Annotated in this window: 17 protein-coding genes and 1 tRNA gene; 5 read left to right on the forward strand and 13 right to left on the reverse strand. The window is 61.7% G+C overall.

The genetic code is table 11. From position 1 onward, the window contains the following. The 7 genes from LQ956_RS12855 to LQ956_RS12885 all read right to left on the reverse strand — a co-directional run. A partial coding sequence (locus LQ956_RS12855) for an aspartate-alanine antiporter-like transporter (protein WP_488349799.1) occupies positions 1 to 224 on the reverse strand: 224 nt, incomplete at its 3' end. Between the two features lie 226 nt (positions 225 to 450). Continuing rightward, entirely contained in the window at positions 451 to 1,335 is an 885-nt protein-coding gene (locus tag LQ956_RS12860) for a metallophosphoesterase family protein (RefSeq protein WP_238630102.1), read from the reverse strand. 104 nt (positions 1,336 to 1,439) lie between these two features. Beyond that, complete coding sequence (locus LQ956_RS12865) at positions 1,440 to 2,276, reverse strand: energy transducer TonB (protein ID WP_238630103.1); 837 nt, start codon at positions 2,274 to 2,276, stop codon at positions 1,440 to 1,442. A 4-nt stretch (positions 2,277 to 2,280) separates the two neighbouring features. After that, positions 2,281 to 2,682, reverse strand: coding sequence for a protein TolR (gene tolR / locus LQ956_RS12870; RefSeq protein ID WP_238630382.1), 402 nt, complete (start codon positions 2,680 to 2,682; stop codon positions 2,281 to 2,283). A gap of 44 nt (positions 2,683 to 2,726) precedes the next feature. After that, positions 2,727 to 3,413, reverse strand: coding sequence for a protein TolQ (gene tolQ, locus LQ956_RS12875; protein ID WP_238630105.1), 687 nt, complete (start codon positions 3,411 to 3,413; stop codon positions 2,727 to 2,729). An 81-nt stretch (positions 3,414 to 3,494) separates the two neighbouring features. After that, positions 3,495 to 5,330 (reverse strand): phytase, encoded by a 1,836-nt coding sequence (locus LQ956_RS12880; protein ID WP_238630106.1) that lies wholly within the window; start codon positions 5,328 to 5,330, stop codon positions 3,495 to 3,497. Positions 5,331 to 5,541: 211 nt separating this feature from the next. Beyond that, the gene (locus LQ956_RS12885) at positions 5,542 to 8,016 is read right to left on the reverse strand and encodes a TonB-dependent receptor (RefSeq protein WP_238630107.1); all 2,475 of its coding nucleotides are present in this window, start codon (positions 8,014 to 8,016) and stop codon (positions 5,542 to 5,544) included. A gap of 389 nt (positions 8,017 to 8,405) precedes the next feature. On the opposite strand from LQ956_RS12885, the gene LQ956_RS12890 reads away from it, so the two are divergent. The 5 genes from LQ956_RS12890 to LQ956_RS12910 all read left to right on the forward strand — a co-directional run bounded on the left by LQ956_RS12890 (position 8,406) and on the right by LQ956_RS12910 (position 13,052). Beyond that, on the forward strand, positions 8,406 to 9,323 hold the full coding sequence (locus LQ956_RS12890; RefSeq protein ID WP_238630108.1) for a GGDEF domain-containing protein: 918 nt from the start codon (positions 8,406 to 8,408) through the stop codon (positions 9,321 to 9,323). Continuing rightward, positions 9,320 to 10,366, forward strand: coding sequence for an AraC family transcriptional regulator (locus LQ956_RS12895; RefSeq protein ID WP_238630109.1), 1,047 nt, complete (start codon positions 9,320 to 9,322; stop codon positions 10,364 to 10,366). Before LQ956_RS12890 ends, LQ956_RS12895 begins: the two co-directional genes overlap by 4 nt. Positions 10,367 to 10,792: 426 nt before the next feature. Continuing rightward, complete coding sequence (locus LQ956_RS12900; protein WP_238621674.1) at positions 10,793 to 11,947, forward strand: baeRF3 domain-containing protein; 1,155 nt, start codon at positions 10,793 to 10,795, stop codon at positions 11,945 to 11,947. A gap of 10 nt (positions 11,948 to 11,957) precedes the next feature. Then, a complete protein-coding gene (locus LQ956_RS12905; RefSeq protein ID WP_238621675.1) occupies positions 11,958 to 12,275 on the forward strand; it encodes an HPF/RaiA family ribosome-associated protein in 318 nt (105 codons plus the stop codon). Positions 12,276 to 12,296: 21 nt separating this feature from the next. Further along, on the forward strand, positions 12,297 to 13,052 hold the full coding sequence (locus LQ956_RS12910; protein ID WP_238621676.1) for an aminodeoxychorismate lyase: 756 nt from the start codon (positions 12,297 to 12,299) through the stop codon (positions 13,050 to 13,052). Between the two features lie 220 nt (positions 13,053 to 13,272). Here LQ956_RS12910 and pufA read toward each other — a convergent pair whose 3' ends face one another. From pufA to LQ956_RS12940, 6 genes are all read right to left on the reverse strand, one after another. Then, positions 13,273 to 13,446, reverse strand: coding sequence for a light-harvesting antenna LH1, alpha subunit (pufA, locus tag LQ956_RS12915; protein ID WP_238621677.1), 174 nt, complete (start codon positions 13,444 to 13,446; stop codon positions 13,273 to 13,275). 81 nt (positions 13,447 to 13,527) lie between these two features. Further along, a complete protein-coding gene (gene pufB / locus LQ956_RS12920) occupies positions 13,528 to 13,686 on the reverse strand; it encodes a light-harvesting antenna LH1, beta subunit (protein ID WP_008933205.1) in 159 nt (52 codons plus the stop codon). Positions 13,687 to 13,994: 308 nt separating this feature from the next. Beyond that, positions 13,995 to 14,071 (reverse strand) — tRNA-Arg (locus LQ956_RS12925). 43 nt (positions 14,072 to 14,114) lie between these two features. Then, positions 14,115 to 17,294 carry an efflux RND transporter permease subunit gene (locus LQ956_RS12930; RefSeq protein ID WP_238630110.1) on the reverse strand — a complete coding sequence of 1,060 codons (3,180 nt, stop codon included), beginning with the start codon at positions 17,292 to 17,294 and terminating at the stop codon, positions 14,115 to 14,117. Beyond that, entirely contained in the window at positions 17,282 to 18,361 is a 1,080-nt protein-coding gene (locus tag LQ956_RS12935; RefSeq protein WP_238621679.1) for an efflux RND transporter periplasmic adaptor subunit, read from the reverse strand. The genes LQ956_RS12930 and LQ956_RS12935 overlap by 13 nt, the downstream gene beginning before the upstream one ends. Before the next feature lie 312 nt (positions 18,362 to 18,673). Next, on the reverse strand, positions 18,674 to 18,940 hold the full coding sequence (locus LQ956_RS12940) for an RnfH family protein (protein ID WP_238621680.1): 267 nt from the start codon (positions 18,938 to 18,940) through the stop codon (positions 18,674 to 18,676). Positions 18,941 to 18,960: the final 20 nt, after the last annotated feature.

Below are 18,960 nucleotides of genomic sequence, written 5' to 3' on the forward strand. Positions count from 1 at the left end.
CCACTGGCCAGGCCCACCAGATAGACGAATAGGGCCAAGCCCAGTTGCAGGACGAATTCCGGCAACCGCAGGGCTGGGTCCAGGGCGCCGAAGCCCAGTCCGGCAAACAGCACGGCGGCCATCCCGATGCGGGTGCCCAGCAGTCGGATGCTGCCCAGCAGCATCCCCGTGGCGGCCACGGCAAAGAGCAACAGCAGTGGATTGTCGGCGAGGATCTCGATCATGGCGCGGTCCGGTGTTCGTGGATTACAGACTCATCGGGTGACGCCCCCGCGGCTTGACCCGGTAGAGGACTTCGTCCGTGATAGGTGAATATGATGCAGTGATACTCTGGCCTGTTTTGCAGTTTGCGAAGATGGGATAGTGATTTCTGTTTCAATTGATCCTTGTTTCGCGCTGGCGGACCTTTGTGAACGCCCGCTTTCAGGTCACAGTTCAGGTTGATGTGGGTTACTCGAACAAGGTAAAGCGGTAGTCATGCCGCTCAAGTGGCGTATTGCCCGCACCGGCTTCATAGGTATCCACGACAACCTTGCCATCGGCGTACAGAGAAACCACGCGAAACATCGTGATATGCCTGGTTTCGTCCGGAATCTTGGTGCGTTCCAGGGCGGGAATGTGCAGATAGTGCACATGGCCAATCTTCTTTGAGTGTTGGACGCGATCCATATCCATGTGCAGATCACCGGAAATGATCGCGGCCAGATTCTCCTTGCGGGTGACGCTGTCAAAAGTCGTGTTGCGGATGCCCTTGTCCGCATTCTCCGGAAAGATACCCACCTGGGCGCCATGCACGACCAGGAAAACCGGCTTGGGATGCAGGTGGTCGATCTGTTCGGCGATCCATTGCACGCCGCTGTTGTCGAAGTCGCGGCCGTGATCCGGTGAGGCAAGGACCAGCGCCACCTGCTCTTGCTCTATGACGTAGCGGGCGTTGCCGATATGGGCCTTGTCGGCGTTCCAGCGATTGGCGTAGTGCAGGAAGCGGGCGACGCTGGCGTGGTGCTCTTCGTTACCCATGATCGGATAGAAGGGCAGGCTGAGACGTTCCAGCTCCAGGCTGGCATTGTCGTACTGGATCAGGGTGCCTTTGTGGGCAATGTCACCGACGCCGATAACGAAGTCCATCGGTTGCTCCGCGAGCAGCGTATTGACGTGATCGACGGTACTGGCCAGGCCTGGGAACTCGGCCAGGGGCTTGGGTTCGGCGTCGCCGAGCACGGCAAAACGCAGCACGGGTTCAGCGTCTGCGATCGAGCCGGCCTGCAGTGTGACCGGGCCGATCATCAACAGGAAAGCGGCCGCATAGGCTCGCGAATACGTAAAAATAGTCATATAACACCTTGTTTTCAATTTCATTCAGGTAGGGATGATTGAATCGGTGGTTGGTGAGGTGGATTAGGTCAGACGGCGAGGCCGCCTTTGCTCTGGAGGCATCTTCATTGCTCCAAACGAAAGCGGAAGGTGTTGCGCACGCCGGGCACCGCGACCGCCACGCCGTCGACCATCCGCGGCTTGTAGCGGAAGCTCCTGGCGGACGAAAGGGACGGACGGGCAAAAACCGGGTCATCACAACCACCCTCGACCACCACGGGGTTGTGCACCGTGCCCTGTGCGGTCACGGTATATTCCACGGTGCAGTCGCCTTCCTTGCGCTGGTCCAACGCGCGTTTCGGATAGGCTGGCGGCTTCTTGCTGATGGGCTGGTACTGAGTGAGGCGGGCGGCTTCTGCTCTGCGCCTCTCCTCTGCAGCCCTTTGCCGTTGTGCCTCCGCTGCCTGAGCCGCTTGTGCCGCGGCCTGTGCTGCAAGAAGCTGTTGTTGCTCCTGCTCTACTTGCTCCTGACGCCGCTGCTCGGCCATCCGGCGTTGTTCCTGGGCACGGGCCAACTCCCGTTGCTCGGCTTCCCTGGCTCGCTGGCGAGCAATGGCGCCCTGATCGATCGTCGGCTTGGGTGGCTCCGCCGGCCGTTCTACGACCGGGGCAGGTGAGGGCGTTGGTGCAGGCGCCTGTGGTGGCGGTGGCTCAACGCGCGGTATGGAAAGGGGGGCCGGCTCTGGTTGCGGGGCAGCATGGATCGTCACCCATTGTGTCTTCAGCAGTTTCTCGTTCGCCACGACCGGCTCACCCGGCGACCAGTGGCCCAGTAACAGGGTGAGGATTGCCCCGTGCAGCACCAGGGTGACGGCGGCTGGCCAGAGAAAATCCCCGAATTTTTCGGCTGGCGGTGCAGACGATGCCCGCAACGACGGGTGCGGTGGCAGCATGGCAGTCATGGTCTCAGGGCGCCTCGGTAATCAGGCCCAGCTGAGCGACGCCGCTTTGCTGTAACGCGGCCATGCCTGCCACGACCAGCCCGTAGCCAGCCTGGCTGTCTGCACGAATGAACACCTGGGTCTTGGGGTTGTCGGCGACCAGGCGGGCCACCCGTTCGGACATCTCCTGCAGATTGTCTGCGCTGTGGCTGTAACGCTCGGTATTGACCGTATCGCCCTGATTCCAGTGGAAGGTCCCGTCGACCTCGACCGATAGCGTGACGATGGTTTGTGTTTCTTGACTGGGCAAGGCCTCGCTGGCGACCTTGGGCAGTTCTATCTGAATGCCCTGGGTCAGCATGGGTGCGGTCACCATGAAGATCACCAGCAGCACCAGCATGACGTCGATGTAGGGCACCACGTTCATTTCTGCCTTCGGTTTACGTTTGTGCCTGACTGGACGCATGTCGATTACCTCTGCCCAGGGGTGTGCAGGCGACGATGCAGCTGGGTGGCCAGTTCGTCCGCCACGGTGTAATACCCAGCGATAATGTCCTCACTGCCTGCGGTGAAGCGGTTGTAGGCAATCACCGCAGGAATGGCAGCAAACAGGCCGATGGCGGTGGCAATGAGTGCCTCGGCGATGCCCGGAGCGACCGCCGCCAGGGTGGCCTGTTGAGCCTGGGACAGGCCGATGAAGGAGTTCATGATGCCCCACACCGTGCCGAACAACCCGATATAGGGGCTCACCGAGCCGACCGTGGCGAGGAAGGGCAGGTTCTTCTCCAGGCGTTTTTCTTCCCTGGCGATGGCGATCATCATGGCGCGTTGGGTACCTTCCATAACGGCCGCCGATTCGGTGGTGGCATGTTGGCTCAGCTGCTGATACTCGCTAAAGCCGACCCTGCATACCTGCTCGGCGGGATTTCTCTGCTCGGTGGGTTGGGCAAAGAGGCGATCCAGGTTGCCCTCGGCCCGAAACTGCGCCTCAAAACGTTGCAGTGAGCGTCGGGCAGAGGCCAACAGACGGCTACGCTGCACGATGACGAACCACGACGCGAGAGACGCCGCGACCAAAATCAGCATGACAATCTGCACCAGCACGCTGGCGTCTTCCACGAGTGCCCAAATGGACATACTGTCTACCGCGGTAGGCATGTTGTGTTGCTCCTGTCAGGGGCCAGGTGGAGGCCCCGTTAAGCCATTGAATGACGATCCCGTGACGCGTTAACGGGCGGGTCAATCCAGGTTCAGCGCCTCGGCAACGTCCTGCCAGGCCACATACTTGTAGTTCTGGTGACCCTCCGGCATGCGCTTGCGCCCATCCTGAAGCACCACAAGACCGCGGCTCCAGGGGCCGCCCAGGTCATGTGAGCTGACTTCCAGGCCGTCTGTTTCAGAGACGCCATCGATGCCGCGCTCGGCGTTGAGCCCGATCCGGAAGGCGCCACGCAAGGCGTAGGGGGCTTCGCCATCAAAGACCACGAAGCTGTCGTTGCCCTGACTGGAGATCACCAGATAGGGGTGCTCGGGGTGTTGATAGAAGGCCAGGCCCTCGATGTCAGCCTTGACCAGGCCGCCGATGCCGACCACTTTGTGCAGGGTGGTCGGGGCATCGGGGCCGGCGTCCAGGGCCCAGACCGCCACGTCCTCTTCACCGATAAAGAGTGTCTGGCGCTGATCATCCGCAACGCAGCCTTCAGGCTGGGTCTGGGTGGCGAATTCGCGCACCAGCTCGCCCCGTATCTGGTCGGTCTCGGCGGTGATCCGGTATTGCTGGAAACGGCCGTCCTTGTCGTTGGGGATCGCGTAGAGTTCGCCCTCGGGCGACTGGCTCATGCACAAGCCGTAAATATCGTTCAGGGAGGTGGGAATCTGGCCTATGTCGGTCAGTTCGCCGCTGGATGGGTCAATGGCGAACAGGTGCAGGCTGTTCTCGTCGCGGTTGCTGGCGACGGCCAGGTCGACGGTATGGCCAGCGAAGGTAAAGCCATAGCGCAGGTCGACGTTATTCAGCCGTCCCGCTGCGAGGAACTGCAATTCCTTGCCCTGCAGGTCGTATACGCCCAGCCCGGCGCGTTTGTCGGTGCCCAGCACGCGGCTCAGCTCGGGCTGTGCAGTATGGATCCAGATGGCAGGGTCGTCGGCCGCATCGCCAGTGGTAGGCACCGGGTCGGTATGCACCCGAGGCAACAACACGGGCAGGGTAGTTGGCGTCGCCGGTGGTTCTGGTTGCCACTGCCATTGGCCGACATGCAGGGCGACGTCGCCATCGTTGACCAGCAGCACGTCTACGCCCGTGGCCGTCAGTCGGCTGCTGATGCGTTCCGGTTCCTCCAGTCCGTGAAGCACAATGGAGGGTAGGGCAGACCAACCGCCGTCAGTCTGCTGATAGCGGTGCAGTCGTGCGGTCTTCGCATCCAGCACCAGCAGTGCGCCAGGGATGGACGACAGGCCTGCTGCGTTTCCTGCGATGGCGCCAAAGGGCGCAACCATGTCGATCGGTGTGCGACTCAGCTCGGCTTCCGGGTGTGCGCCATAGGCCCAGACGCCGACGGACTCTTCATTGACGAACAGCAGGTGCTGCTGATCATCCACAGCACAGAACTCGCTTTCCGGGGGCATGCTCAGGCGCCGCACCGGCAAGCCGCTGTCCAGCAGGTGCTGGTTACTGGCGGCCAGCCACTGTTCGCCCATGCCTTCTTCGCCCAGCAGGAACACGAACAGGTTGAGCGCCTCGTCCCTGTACAGACAGAGGCTTTCAATCTTGTAATTGGTTGCGGGCAGGTACAGGGGGTTGCCAAAGCTCAGGTCTTCCCGGTTCAAGTTAATCAGCATGGGCCGTCCGGTGCTGGTGTCGACGGTGGCCAGGGTCAGCCTGCCTTTGGACAGACGCAGGTCCAGGGTGGCGAAGCGCCCCGGCAGATGGGCCTGGACCTCACCCTGTGCATCCAGCAGCCACAGCCCACGACTGTCGGCGGCCGCACGGTCAATCTCACCGAAGTCGCTGCCGGTAGGTAGCCATTGCCAGCTTTCAGCACGCTGACCGGCTGCAGGTCGCCACTCGGCCAGCATCAGATCTGGTCTCCCTGTGAGGGCAGGGCTATCAACGGCGTCAGCGGCAGGTGGTTGCTTGCTGTTGCTTTGACTTTCGGCTGGGCTGCAGCCATTGAGCAGTAATCCGCCGGCCATCAGGGTGGCAGCCAGGGAGAGTGCGAGGCGGTGAGTCATTATCATCTCTCGTAAATACGGTGGGTCCGCGGCTGCCGATGGCCGGGGTCGCTGGTCAGAATTGGCTGAGTCTCAGCCCGACCTTATAGGTTGGGCCGTATTCTTCGTACTGGGCGTTGAAACGGCGGCTACCGGTGTAGACGTAGTAGGATTCATCGGTCAGGTTCTGCGCCTCGAAGAACACCTGAAGGGTGTCGGTGAGGAAATAGCTGGCGCTGAAATCGACGAACAGCTGGTCATCAACCTGATAGTCGTAGCGCTTGTCGAGGATATCGCCTACTTCGTCGAGGTAGGCGGACTTGTAGTTGCTGGACAGGCGCAGACTGAGCCTGTTGTTTTCCCAGCCGAGGGTCAGGTTGCCGGTGATGTCGGACTGGCCGGGCAGGCTGATATTACGCCCCCGTTCAGCACCCAGGTCCGGATCGAATTGGTCGATGCGCGCCTTTGAGCGGGTAAAGGTCGAGTTGCCACTGAGCAGCAGCCCGTTCCACGGACTAGGCAGCCAATTGAATTTCTGTGAATAGGCCAGCTCCAGACCGTATACCTTGGCCTTGTCGCCATTGATTGAGGTAAAGGCCTCATCAAAGTCGACAAAATCGCCCGTGCCGGCAACATCAGCGGCATAGATGAAGTTCTCAATGTCTTTGTAAAACACGAAGGCAGATACGGCACCGGCACGACCCATGTAGTGTTCGATACCCAGGTCGAAGTTGGTTGATTCCAGCGGCTCCAGTCGTGGATTGCCGAACTCGGCCTCGTCGCCGTCAAGTACAAAACCCGGGAACAGCTGGCCAAAGGTGGGGCGCACCACCGTGTTGGTCCAGGCGGCGCGAATCTGTGTGTCCGGGTTGAGCTGGTAGATGCCATGCAGTCCAGGCAGCCAGTGATGGTAGTCGTTGGTTATCCTGCTGGCTTCAAAGACGCCTTCGTTCAAACCCGTTCCGCGCGCATCAAGTTGGGTACCTTCATAGCGCACGCCGGCGATGATGCGCAGCGCGTCGATATCCAGGGTGTTCATGATATAGGCGGCGTTGATGTCTTCGCGAATATCAAAGTCATTGATACGTGACTTCTCTTCGTCAAAGAAGTCATCACGGGCAAGCCCACCAATCAGATTCTGTACGGCGTTCGAAGAGGCCCTGGGTCCGAAGCGTCCCAGCCCGGAACTCGCGTTGCCGTCGCTGAAGCGGGTCATATTGAGCTGTTCATCGCCAAAACCCAGCTCATCGAAATCCTCAAAGACCCAGACATCCAGGTCATTGTCCTTCTTGCGTCGGCTGACCTTGGCGCCAAACTGCAATTGGGACGGCATCGTGCCGGCGTAGAAATCGCGGCTCAGGTCGACGCGGATATTGCGCTCGGTATCGGTGGTGGTCTGCTTTTCCAGCTCGACCTCTTCCAGGGTAAAGTGGGAGGGGTCGTAAAAACGCTCTTCGATGCTCAGGCGCGGTTTGCGGGTGCCGTTGAATCCGGCAGCACTAAAGCCGTCATTGCCGACAAAGGCGGCATTGGCCAGACCTACGGGGCTCTTTTCGCTGGCCTGGCTGTATCCGCCCTGGGCGCTGAGCGTCCAGTCGCCCACACGCCGCTTGCCACCCAATACCAGGCTTTTGACTTCCTGGGTCTCCTCGCGGGCCTTGAGCTCACGGGCCGCCTCGGCCGTGCCCAATTGCCCCGACATCTGCGGTTCTTCAAACTCGACAATGCTGGCCTGGCGCACCTCGTCATCCTGGTAGCGGCTGTACAGGGTGCGCAGATAGATCTCACTGTCTTCATCCGGTCGGTAATCGAAGTTCAGGCCAAGGCCGGCGCGTTCACGGGTAATGTCGTAGCGACGCTGCTCGACCTCTTCCAGTCCCGGTCCGTTGTCAAAATCCCAGGCGCCCCCGGTTTCAACGTTGTCGGAGCCAAAATCGCGCCTCTGCCAGCTGAAGGCCGCGGCGACGGCAAGGTTATCAACCCCGCCGCCGAGGCTGAAACGGTTGCTGAAGGCGCCTGACAGCTTCGGACTGGTCTGGCTGGTGTTATCGTCGTAGCTGCCTTCGGCATTCAGGCTGTAGAACAGTCCGTCATGGTCGAAGCCGGACAGGCTCTCCACCTCGATGGTCCCACCTATCGAGTTGGCATCCATGTCCGGTGTCAGGGTTTTGACCACGGAGAGCGACTGAATCAGCTCACTGGGCAATACGTCCAACGCCACCGCCCGGCGATCGTCTTCTGGCGCCGGCACCAGGGTGCCGTTGATGGTCACGCTGTTGAGGTCCGAACCCAGCCCGCGCACCCGAACAAAACGTCCTTCGCCCTGGTCGCGCTCAACCGACAGACCTGGCACACGTTGGAGGGCTTCGGCGGCATTGTCATCGGGTAACTGGCCTATGCCATCGGCGTGAACAACGCTCTTGATGGCGTTGGAGCGGCGCTGGTCTTCGAGCGCCTGTTCCAGCTGAGCGGCCTGACCGATGACCTCGACGATCTCTGGCTGACGATCTGCAGCCCATGAGTGGCCGCACGCACCGATGGCGAAGGCCATCAGGCTGATCCTGAATCCGCTACCCCTAACCGCATACGTGTGTTCCGACATGGTCCTTTCCCCTAGTGGCTTGCCGCTGAACCCGGCGTGTTCAGCTTGCTGCCGACGGACCTTAGGGGCGGCAGATTTCACTGTGGTGACAGATGCGCCGACAAATCCCGGTTTTTGGGGTATTTGACCCACTATCGCGGCTGTTTTGAGCTTATTTGACTCACGAAAAACCTGTTTGCCCAACGCTTTTATGCGGCTTGGTGGCACTGGTGCCGGGTAATAGCCCTATTTGCGTAAGAGGCAACCGAAATCGCCTGAGCCAAATTGACCCGGGGGTTGCCATCTCCCTGTCATCTGCATCTGGTGTTGTGAGTCCCATGCTCTGGCCGGAGGACACCATGCCACCCTTGTTTGCGCTGCATCGCATGAAGCTGCTGACGCTGCTTTTAGTGTCGAATTTCGGTTTGATGCTGCACCTGTCCGCCGGCGACATGAAGCCGCTGTCGGTTTGGGATTGGCTGGATATTGTCGGCGAGGGCGGCTCAGCGATGCTGCTGCTGATATGGATAGGCCTACTGTTGAAGAGTCGTCCGGCAGGGCGGGTGACCGACCTGCTGTTCGCCGGGCTCGGTTGCCTGTTCTTTTCGTTATTGATGGATCTGGCCGACGAATTCGTGAGGATGCCGGACAGCGTCAGTTGGGACGCATGGCTGGAGTCCGGTCCCATGCCGGTGGGTTTTATCCTGCTTACGTTGGGTATCTATCACTGGCATCGGGAACAGCTGGCGATCAGTGCTCAGATGCGTAATCGGGAACGGTTGTATCGTGAACATCTTCACTTTGACACGTTGACGCCCCTGGGGGGGGCGACCTATCTCAAAAATCAGATTGAGATGAGTATCAAGCAGGCAGTGACAGAACGGCAGCCCTTGTCACTGATCATGCTGGATATCGACGCGTTCAGTGTGATCAACCGAGATTATGGTCAGGCTGAAGGTGATCGTGTACTCCAGGTGATTACCCAGCTGGTACTGCTGAATCTGCGCGAGCATGATCTGCTCTGTCGTCTGGCAGGCGATCGCTTCGTGATTGTCTTGCCCAATACGTTGGAGTCCCAGGCAGCGGCTATTGCCCACGATCTGGCGTTGTCGATCAAGCATCTGGCCTACCGAACCATCCTGCAGGGTGAGCGGCTGGCGCTGAGTGCCACCACCGTGGCCGTGATGGCCAGACAGGAAGGTGCGGAGTGCCTGCTGGAACGACTAAACACACGTCTGGCCCATGCCAAGCAGACGTCTTTGTTCCGTAGCGCATGAACGCGGGCGCGGTCCGGCAACGGGCATGGTATGAGCGGGAGGCGCGCTTTATTCCGGCGCATCATCAGCCTGCTGGCTTGATTGATCTGGCCCTGATGCGCGGGATAGAGAGCCATCGCCTGTTGCGCGGAACGGGCCTGTTTTACCAGGATATCCTTGGCGGTCGGCAATTCATCAGTGCGGAACAGTTCCTGCGACTGATCGACAACGTTCGGCAACTGCGGGGCGGTGATGACTGCAGCTTTCTATTCGGTCAGCAGTTGCTACCGGGCCACTACGGTCATGCCAGTCATGCGTTACGTCATGCACAGGACCTGCAACAGGCCCTGGATCGACTGGTGTTGCTGCGGCGCAGGCTTTCACCCTTGCTGACGCCACGCGTCAGAGTCGATGACAGGTACGTGTATCTGCACTGGTTTGACAGCTGTGGCGCGGGCGCGCGCGAGGTGTTTTTGATGGAGGCCTGCATGACCGCCGTGACCGCCATGTGTCGGTGGTTGTCTGGCGGTCCTTTGCCCTGGGAATACCAACTGCGTCATTCGCAACCTGATTATATTGAGCAGTACTGGGTGCACCTGAGTGAGGCGGTGCGCTTCGGCTGCCCGCAGAATGTGATGCGATTACCGTGCGAGTATCTGTTCAAACCCTGGCCGCACGCCTCCTTGACGGTGGGCCAGGTTGCCGAGCAAACCGGTCTTGATGAACTGGCTGCCGCAGACGAGATGGCCCCCAGCCTGCTCGAAGCCCTATTCGACTATATCCACAAGCACGTTCGCCAGCCGCTGGGGCTTGAACGCCTGGCCGAGGCCCAGGGTATGAGCGTAGCCACCCTCAAGCGCAAACTGAAGCACCACGACACGCACTTTCTGCAGCAACTGGACCAAGTCAGGACCTATGTGGCGCTGGATCTCTACCTGAGCAAGGGTTTTACCAGTGATGAGGTGGCGACCTATCTGAACTTTAATGACAAGGCGAACTTTCGCCGATCTTTCAAGCGCTGGACCGGCTTGCTGCCCAGCGAGGTGCCGGGCCGGTTGGCCTAAAAATCAACAGCCCCCCATCGAGTCAGCTTAAACGGGATATGGAGTTGGTAGGTGGTTGACAACCAGAGGCGACGGCCTTCTTCCTGGGTGTCTGTGGGCGGATGGAAAGTGACAAGTCCGATGCCTTAAAGTGGACCCCATCGTTGGACCCCTGACAGGCTCTGAGAAGTGAAATCCGGTGCCTCGGGGTTTCATGGATCCGGCATGGAGGTCCAGTGGACTTCATCCGGGGTTTGTTGGTCAAGTCCCCTGTGGGGCCGGTAGTTGTTGTTGAACTGGATGTGGTCTTCCAGCCCCAGCTCAGCATCACGCCCGAGTTGGTGGACGCCGTGTTCGACCTTGGCACTAAGCGCGATACCGCACATCAATGCTCGGGCTGACGTGCTATACCGATCATGCGCCATGTTGGAGGATTTCAGGATGCTAATGAACAGTGTCAACCAAGACGCCGCCGCGGGGCTATGGGATGAATGTGGTCCGCCTTGCCTTTCGCTTTTTCAACCGACGCACCGAAATCATCCGGACAATCAGCAGGATCCGATACGCTTCAAGAATCTGGTGAAAGTGCTGGAGGAATCCCTGCGGCAAAAGTTTGAGTGCGACGAGATCCAGCCCTTGCTCGAACCCATGCTGGCCCTCGCTGAAGATCACGACTTCTGGAACTGCACTTTCGACGGACTGGCAGTGTTGCGTGACAAAAATATGTTGCGGGTCTACAAGCTCCAGCGCCCCGTCGCCGAACTGGCGGTGGTGGCGGACAGCTTCCACACCAAGCCCTTGCTGCGCATCCTGCAATCAGCAGATCGGTACCAGGTACTGGCTTTGAACCGGCACGAGATGAGATTGTTCGAGGGGAACCGCGATGCCCTGGACGAGATCGCGCCCGCCGATGGCGTGCCGCGGACGATCACCGAGGCGCTCGGTGAAGAACTCTCTGATCCCCGCCAGACGGTCTCGGCCTACGGCGGCACCGGCGGCGGCCAGGCCCCCATGCACCATGGTCATGGCGGCAGAAAAGACGAACTGGATCATGACGCGGAGCGATTCTTTCGTGTTGTCGATCGGGCGGTCCTCGAACACCATTCCAAGCCCTCCGGCCTGCCATTGATTCTCGCCGCCCTGCCGGAGCACCATCACATGTTCCACAAGCTCAGCCACAACCCTTGTCTGATTTCCGAGAGCCTGGACGTGCATCCGGATGCGCTCGCATCGACCGACGAGTTTCGCGAGCGGGTCTGGCAAACCATTGAGCCCCGCTACCTCGCGCGTCTGGCGGGGCTGGTGGAGACTTTCGGCAGTCACAAGTCCAAGGGCCTCGCCGCCGACGACCTGGCAGAAGTGGCCCGGGCCGCCGTGGGCGGGCGCGTGGCTACCCTGCTGATTGAAGCGCGCCGGGAAATCCCCGGTCGGGTCGATGGGTCGACCGGGGAGCTTGAATTCGATGACCTCTCCCACCCGGAACTTGACGATGTGCTCGACGACTTGGGCTCAGTAGTGCTCAAGATGGGTGGAGAGGTGGTCGTCGTGCCGCCGGAACGGATGTCGACTGAAACGGGAATCGCCGCAATCTATCGCTACTGAGGCACGTGACATGCTCATTCAAATCAATACCGATGACAACGTCAGTCATTCCAATACGCTGATGGAGTGGATCGAAACCACGCTCACAGAGGTGCTGGAGCGCTTTGCGGATCAGGTGACGCGTCTGGAAGTTCACCTCAGCGACGAGAACAGCGACAAGAAATCCGGCGGCTCCGACATGCGCTGCCTGTTGGAAGCCAGGCTCAAAGGCCGCCAGCCCGTCGCCGTGACCGATGCAGCGCCGACCGTGGAGCAGGCTGTCGACGGTGCAGTACACAAGATGAGGCGTTCCCTGGACAGCACCTTCGGACGGCTGAATAAGCGCTGAACACCCACGGCGCCCCCCCACATGTCGACCGATCGCGTCATCTTCAGCTTTTTCCGTTATCCGCTCGGCTACAGTCCGGTCGCCTTCCTCTTTATGGGTTTTCGCCGCCTGTTCATCGGCCCGGATGTGCCCGTTGGCGATATCCGACTCATGGGCTGCGGCGGCGGCGATGGCTTTTCGATCCTGCCCGATCCGCGCACCTACTGCCTGTTAAGCGGGCTACCCGATCCTGCCGATGATCAGCGTCTACGGCAAAGTCGTTTCTATCAGCGCATCGCCGCACCCAGTCAAGCACAACTGCATATCGAACTGCAGCCGATCTCGGGTCACGGCACTTGGGATGGGCGCGAGCCGTTCGAGTACAGCGGCGAGCGTGCAACGGGTGGGCCAGTCGCGGTCCTTACCCACGCACGCGTGCGTAACAACCGGCTGCGGTCCTTCTGGCGCGCCGTGCCGGCGATCCGCCGGCACCTGCGCCAAACCCCTGGTTGCCGGTTCCATATCGGTTTTGGTGAGGGGCCGGTGCGCACGCTGGCCACCTTCAGCCTGTGGCAGGATGCCGAGCAGATGCGCGCCTTCGCCTACCACGAGAGCCCGCACCATCGCACCCTGCGTGCAGCACGTCAGGAGGATTGGTTCTCGGAGTCAATCTTCGTGCGTTTTCGGGTGCTGAATGTTACCGGCGATCTCAGTGCCTGGTCGCCGCGCTCAGCGCGAGAGGCGTTGCCTGCTCAAGGAATCGATCCACACGTTGTGAGAACGACAGCCGATGACTAGGTGGGTTGTGACAGGGTCGGGTCGGGGGGGCATTGCACATGGTCAGCTCAGCCGCTGGCTAAGTGGCTTATAGCTGGATGACTGGGGGCAGGCTGTGAATATTCATGCTTCGAAATCACTGACGCACTAGCGCAGCTACCAAGCGGGATGCAAATTGCACAGCCATCCCGCTCGGAAGCGTAGGCATCAGACGATTTCAGGCCAGGCTGAAATTATTTGTCTAAGCCTGTACTGCGACTTGCTCAGTCGTATCGATCAGGGAGGCGCTGTGCATCCAGTTGAAGCGCTCGGTGCTCAACAGGATGAAGTGGATCAGAAGAGCCAGTACGGCCAGGAACGTAAACAGGGCAACCAGCGCTCTGCGTGGATCGAACAGCAGCCAAGTACGCCACATATTGAAATCTCCTATATCGGAAAGAAACTGCTTTGCCTAAAGTACAACTTGAGACTTGATTCGCCGTTCAGGCGAAAAGTCTTACCAAGCCACACCCCAGGGACGCCACATCCAGGCCAGAACGTGGGCGACGGCGGCAACCGCCAGAAAACCCATCATGCTGGTCATGAAGACACCATGAAACTCCATGGCCTCATCTTCGCTGAGCCCCGAGAGTGAACCTTTCGTTTCATCAACCATTTAAATTCCCTCCAAATGAGGACGTATTGGCAAACACCGCGTTGATTGGACGCGATCATGTAGGTCGCAACGAACAGTACACTACGACAAGTTCCACGATCGTGATCTAGCACAAGTAAAATCCAAAATCGGGTCAAAGCCATCCGGGAGCGGTGGCTTTGCTGTTCCAGCGTCGGTGGGGTTCGGGCGGTCAACCGGCCGTGGGCGGGTGATGCGGGGATGGGGGTAAGCGTGAGGGCAGTTTTCGGCTTTTGGCCGAAAACGAAAAAAGGCTTAGCACCTGAATGATGCTAAGCCTTTGATCTATATGGCGCGCCCGGAAGGATTCGAACCTCCGACCACCTGGTTCGTAGCCAGGTACTCTATCCAACTGAGCTACGGGCGCTGAACAACTGAAGCGCGCATTCTATGGACGAGGTTGGGGGGTGTCAAGGGGTTTTTTGCGGGGCCGTGAAACTTTTTATGGTTGACGGGTTTTGCCCGGTCAGGGCCTGTTTCAGGCGCAGGGCGTTGCCCGCCAGGATCAGGTACAGGCAGGGGACCACCAGCAGGGTGAGCAGCATGGAGACCAGCAGGCCGCCGATCACGGTCAGGGCCAGGGGTTGCATGATCTCCGTGCCCTGGCCGATGCCGACGGCCAGCGGGGTCATACCCAGGACGGTGGTGGAGGTGGTCATGAGGATGGGCCGCAGCCGCACACCGCCGGCACGGACCACCGCCCGGGCCATGCCCAGGCCCTGTTCCCGTTGCCCGATCTCGATGTATTCCACCAGCAGGATGGCGTTGTTCACCACGATGCCGATGAGCAGGACCACGCCGATCAGCACCGGTGCGGAAAGCGAGGTCTGGGTCAGCCACAGCATGCCCACCACACCCATCAGGGACAGGGGCGCGGCGGCCAGGATCACCAGGGGGTTGCTCAGGCGCTCATACTGGACCGCCAGCACTACGAAGACCAGGAACACCGCCAGCAGGACCACCGTGAGCAGTTCCCGCCGGGTCTCTTGGATGGTCTCCCACTGGCCGGAGAAGATCAGGCTGTAGTCGTCAGGCAGGTCCAGATCCGACAGGCGGGATTCCACCGCGGTCATGACCGTGCCGATATCGGCGACGGCGGTATTGATGTCGCCGTTGACCCGGGCGATGCGAGTCTGGTTTTCCCGTTCGATGTGGGCCGGTCCTTCTCCCAGTTCGAAGCGGGCGATGTCCCGCAGCAGGATGGGTTCGCCGCCGGCCCGGAACAGCAGCAGGCCGCCCAGGGCCTCGGTGTCCGCCACCTGTTCTCGGGGCAGGCGCACGCGGACGTCGTATTCCTGGTTCCGGGTCAGGAAACGGGTGGGCACGGCCCCGTCCACCGCGTCGCGGATGGCCCGGCCCACGTCCGCGACCCGCAGGCCCAGGTCCGCGGCCCGTTCCCGGTCCACCCGGATCCGCAGCAGGGGGCTGCGGTCCTCCCGGCCCACCTCCACCCCTTCCAGGCCAGGGATCCCCTCCAGGCGGGCGCTGATCTCCTGGGCCAGGCGCTGGAGCTGGTCCAGGTCCTCCCCGACGATGCCGATGGACAGGTCCGCATCCCCGGCGGTCAACCGCAGGCCCTGGATGGCGGGCGGTCTCACGCTGATGCGCGCACCGGGCAGGTCCAGCCGGTTGAGGGCATCCTGGGCCATGGCCACCCATTGGCCGGCGGGCAGGTCGGGTCGGCCGCGGGCCGGCGTGAGCTGCACCCGCAGATTGGCGGTGCCCGGGCGCTCGTTGATGATGCCGCCGCTCAGGTGGCCGCCCACCATGCTGAACACGGTCTCCACGTGGGGCAGTTCCTGGAGCAGGGCCTCGATGCGGCGCACGGCGGCATCGGTCTCCAGGGGCGGGGTGCCGGGAGGCAAAACCATGCGGACCCCCACGTTGCCGTCATCCACCTGGGGCAGGAACTCATTGCCCAGCTGACCGGCAATGTGGATGCTGCCCGCCAGTCCCAGGGCGGCCAGGGCCAGCACCGCCCAGCGCAGCCTGAGCAGCCGGGGGAGTCGGCGGCGGTAGCCGTGTCGTAGCCGATCGATCCCCCGGTTGAAGTATCGCAGGGGCGGGCTCTGTTCCAGGCCGCTGTGGAATTCGATGCGGCTCAGCAGGGCCGCCAGCATGGGCACCAGGGTGAGTGCCGCCGCCAGGGTGGCGATGATGGCAAACGATAGGGTGAGGATCAGTTCCCGGAATACCAGGGCTGCCAGGCCGGTGATGAGCAGGAAGGGCAACACGGCGGCCAGGCTGGTGAAGGTGGAGGCGGTGATGGCCGAGACCACCTCGCGGGCGCCGTCGTGGGCGGCATCCAGGGGGGATTTGCCGAACTGTTCCCGGTGGCGGTAGATGTTCTCCAGCATGACGATGGCATTGTCCACCAGCAGACCCACCCCCAGGGCCAGCCCGCCCAGGCTGATGATGTTCAGGGTCAGACCGCTGGCCCCCATAAGGGCGAAGGCGGCCATGATGGCAATCGGGATGGACAGACCGATGATAAAGCCCTTGCGCAGGCTGCCCAGGAACAGCAGCACCACAAGCATGGCCAACACGCCGCCGAGGATGGCCGCCGTGGCCACGCTGGTGATGGCGCCGCGGATGAAGAAGGCGGGATTGCCCACGACCTGGTAGCGAATATCCTCGGGGATGAAGCCGGATCGCTCCAGCCGTGCCAGGGTGGCCTGGATGTGGTCCACCACCTCCACGGTGTTGGCCTGGGGCAGCTTGAATACGGTGATCTGGGCGGCGGGGATGCCGTTCAGGCGCACGAACAGCCGCTGTTCCCGGTGACCGTCCCGCACCATGGCCACCTCGGACAGGCGGATGTGCCGCCCCTGGCCGCCGGGCAGATCGATGAGGACGTTCTCGATGTCCTCCACGTCGCGGAACAGGCCGTCGGTCTTGGCCATGACGTCGAAGCTGCTACCGGTGATCCAGCCTGAAGCGATGTCCACGTTCTCGGCCGCCAGGGTGGTGGTCAGGTCGGTTAGGGTAAGACCGTAGGAACGCAGTCGGGCCTGGTCCACGATGATCTCCATCTCCCTGACCATGCCGCCGGCGGCGGTGACGCCGGAGACCCCGTGGATGGCCAGGAGCTGGGGAGCCAGACGATGTTCCACCCAGTCCCGCACCTCCACTTCGGAGCGTAGGGTGGAGCTGAAGCCGGCGATCCAGACCGGGTCCTGGGAGGGATCGAACTTGTACAGACGCGGGGGTTCGATGTCCGGCGGCAACTGGGTGCGAGCCAGTTCCAGATAACGGGAGGCATCCTGCAGAGCCAGGTCCAGGTTGGTGCCGTACTCGAACGTCAGATTGACGTTGGTGCGTCCTTCCGAGGCCCGGCTGTCGATGCGGGTGAGGTTTTCCGTGGCCGCCAGGTTGCGTTCCAGCACTCGGGTGACCTGCTGCTCCATCACCTCCGGGGCCACGCCGGGGTAGTTCACGGTGACGCGGATGTGGGGGTATTCGATGCCGGGCAGCAGGTCGATGGGGAGACGGTCGACGAAGAACAGCCCCAGCACGAAGACCACCGAGGCGATAGCCAGGGTGCCCACCGGCCGTCGGATGGCCAGGTTGGACAGGCTCAGCCGCGCCATCCGACGATCCGTACCCGCTGGCCCTCGCGCATGTCGATGGGGTTGGTGGCCAGGATGATGTCACCGGGGGTCAGGCCCTTCAGGATCTCGGTCCAGGGTCCTCGGGTCACGCCAATGTCCACGGTGCGCCGTACCAGGTGCTCTTCCTCAATCACATAGAGATAACGTCCCTCGCTGTCTTCGCCGATGGCGGCGGCGGGCACCGCCAGGGCCTCGGGGCGGGGATCGATGGGGGTCTGGATGCGGCCCAGAAAGCCCGGACGCACGCCGCCGGTCGAGGCCGATGCCGGCAGGGCCACTTCCACGGTGACCAGGCGGCTGGCGGCATCGGCCATGGGGAAGATGCGCCGGATACGGCCTTCAAGGACCCGTTCCGGCAGGGCATCCAAGCGGATGGGCAGTGTCTGGCCGACGCTCAGGTGGATCACGTCCATTTCGGAAACCCCGGGCCGCATCACCAGTTCGTCCAGGGCGGCCAGCTCGAACAGGGTGTCCTGGGCCTCCACCGCCTCGCCGGGTTCCACATGGCGGGCGGTGACCACGGCATCCAGGGGGGCGGTGACCCGTCCGTAGGCCACCCGGGTCTCCCACAGCTCCCGCTGGCTGCGGCTGATGTGCAGGGCCACCCGGGCGCGCTGGTAATCGGCGTCACTCACCACGCCGCTGCTCCGCAGCTCCCGGGCGCGGCGATAGTCCAGGGTGGCCTCTTCCTCCTCGGCCCCGGCCCGGGCCAGTTCGGCCTGGTGTTCCGACAGATCCAGTGCCAGCAGCAGGTCTCCCTGCCGCACCCGGTCGCCGGCCTCCACGGTGATGCGGTCGATGGTGCCGCTGGTGCGGCTGGCCAGCCGGATCACCACCCTGGGTTCTACGGTGGCCGACAGGGACAGGCTGCGGGACAGATCCCGAGGCTGGACTTCCATGGCGGCGATGGGCGCCCCGCGTTCGACCCGTGGGGCATCGTTCGATGCCGGGGTATCGCCTCCGCAGCCGATTGCCGACAGGGTGGCGGCCAGCAGCAGGAGGGAAAGGCAGCGGTATTTCGAGGCTGTGAATGGGCGTAAGGGCATGACGGGTCAATATTGAGAACCGTTTTCGTCCCGGATGCAAGCCCGTCGGTCATGACCACGGCGTTCATTGCCCCGGCGCTGGTGCCGGTGACGCTGCTGATATGTATGCGGGGATCCGCACCGGAAGAATGCCCAGTCCTTGGGGGTGCTCTCCCGGCCACCGTCACTCCCACTCCCGAGAAAGCGGGAGCCCAGTTTTACACTGGATTCCCGCCTGCGCGGGAATGACGATTCACTTTCCCCGGTGCCTCAGGGTGGTGGTCCGGATGCCTGCTTTCGCGGGGATGACGATTAAGATGGGTGCTGGCCAGCTCAATCATCATCATCATCGTCGTCACCATCGGACAGATCCACGGTGATGGGACGGTAGATCTCCACCCGGTCTCCTTCCTGCACCAGGTTGTCCAGCTTGCAGAATTTGCCGTAGATGCCCACCTTCTGGGTGTCCAGGTCGATGTCCGGGAACCGCTTGAGGATGCCGGACTGCTCAATGGCCTGCTGCACGGTGGCCCCTTCCGGCAACTCCACCTGCAGCCAGGCCTGGCCGTCGGGTTTACTGTAGGCTACGCCGACTTTCATGAATCTGTTCCTCTCAAGCC

The sequence above is a fragment of the Ectothiorhodospira lacustris genome, from assembly GCF_022227845.1.
Classification (GTDB): Bacteria; Pseudomonadota; Gammaproteobacteria; order Ectothiorhodospirales; family Ectothiorhodospiraceae; genus Ectothiorhodospira; species Ectothiorhodospira lacustris.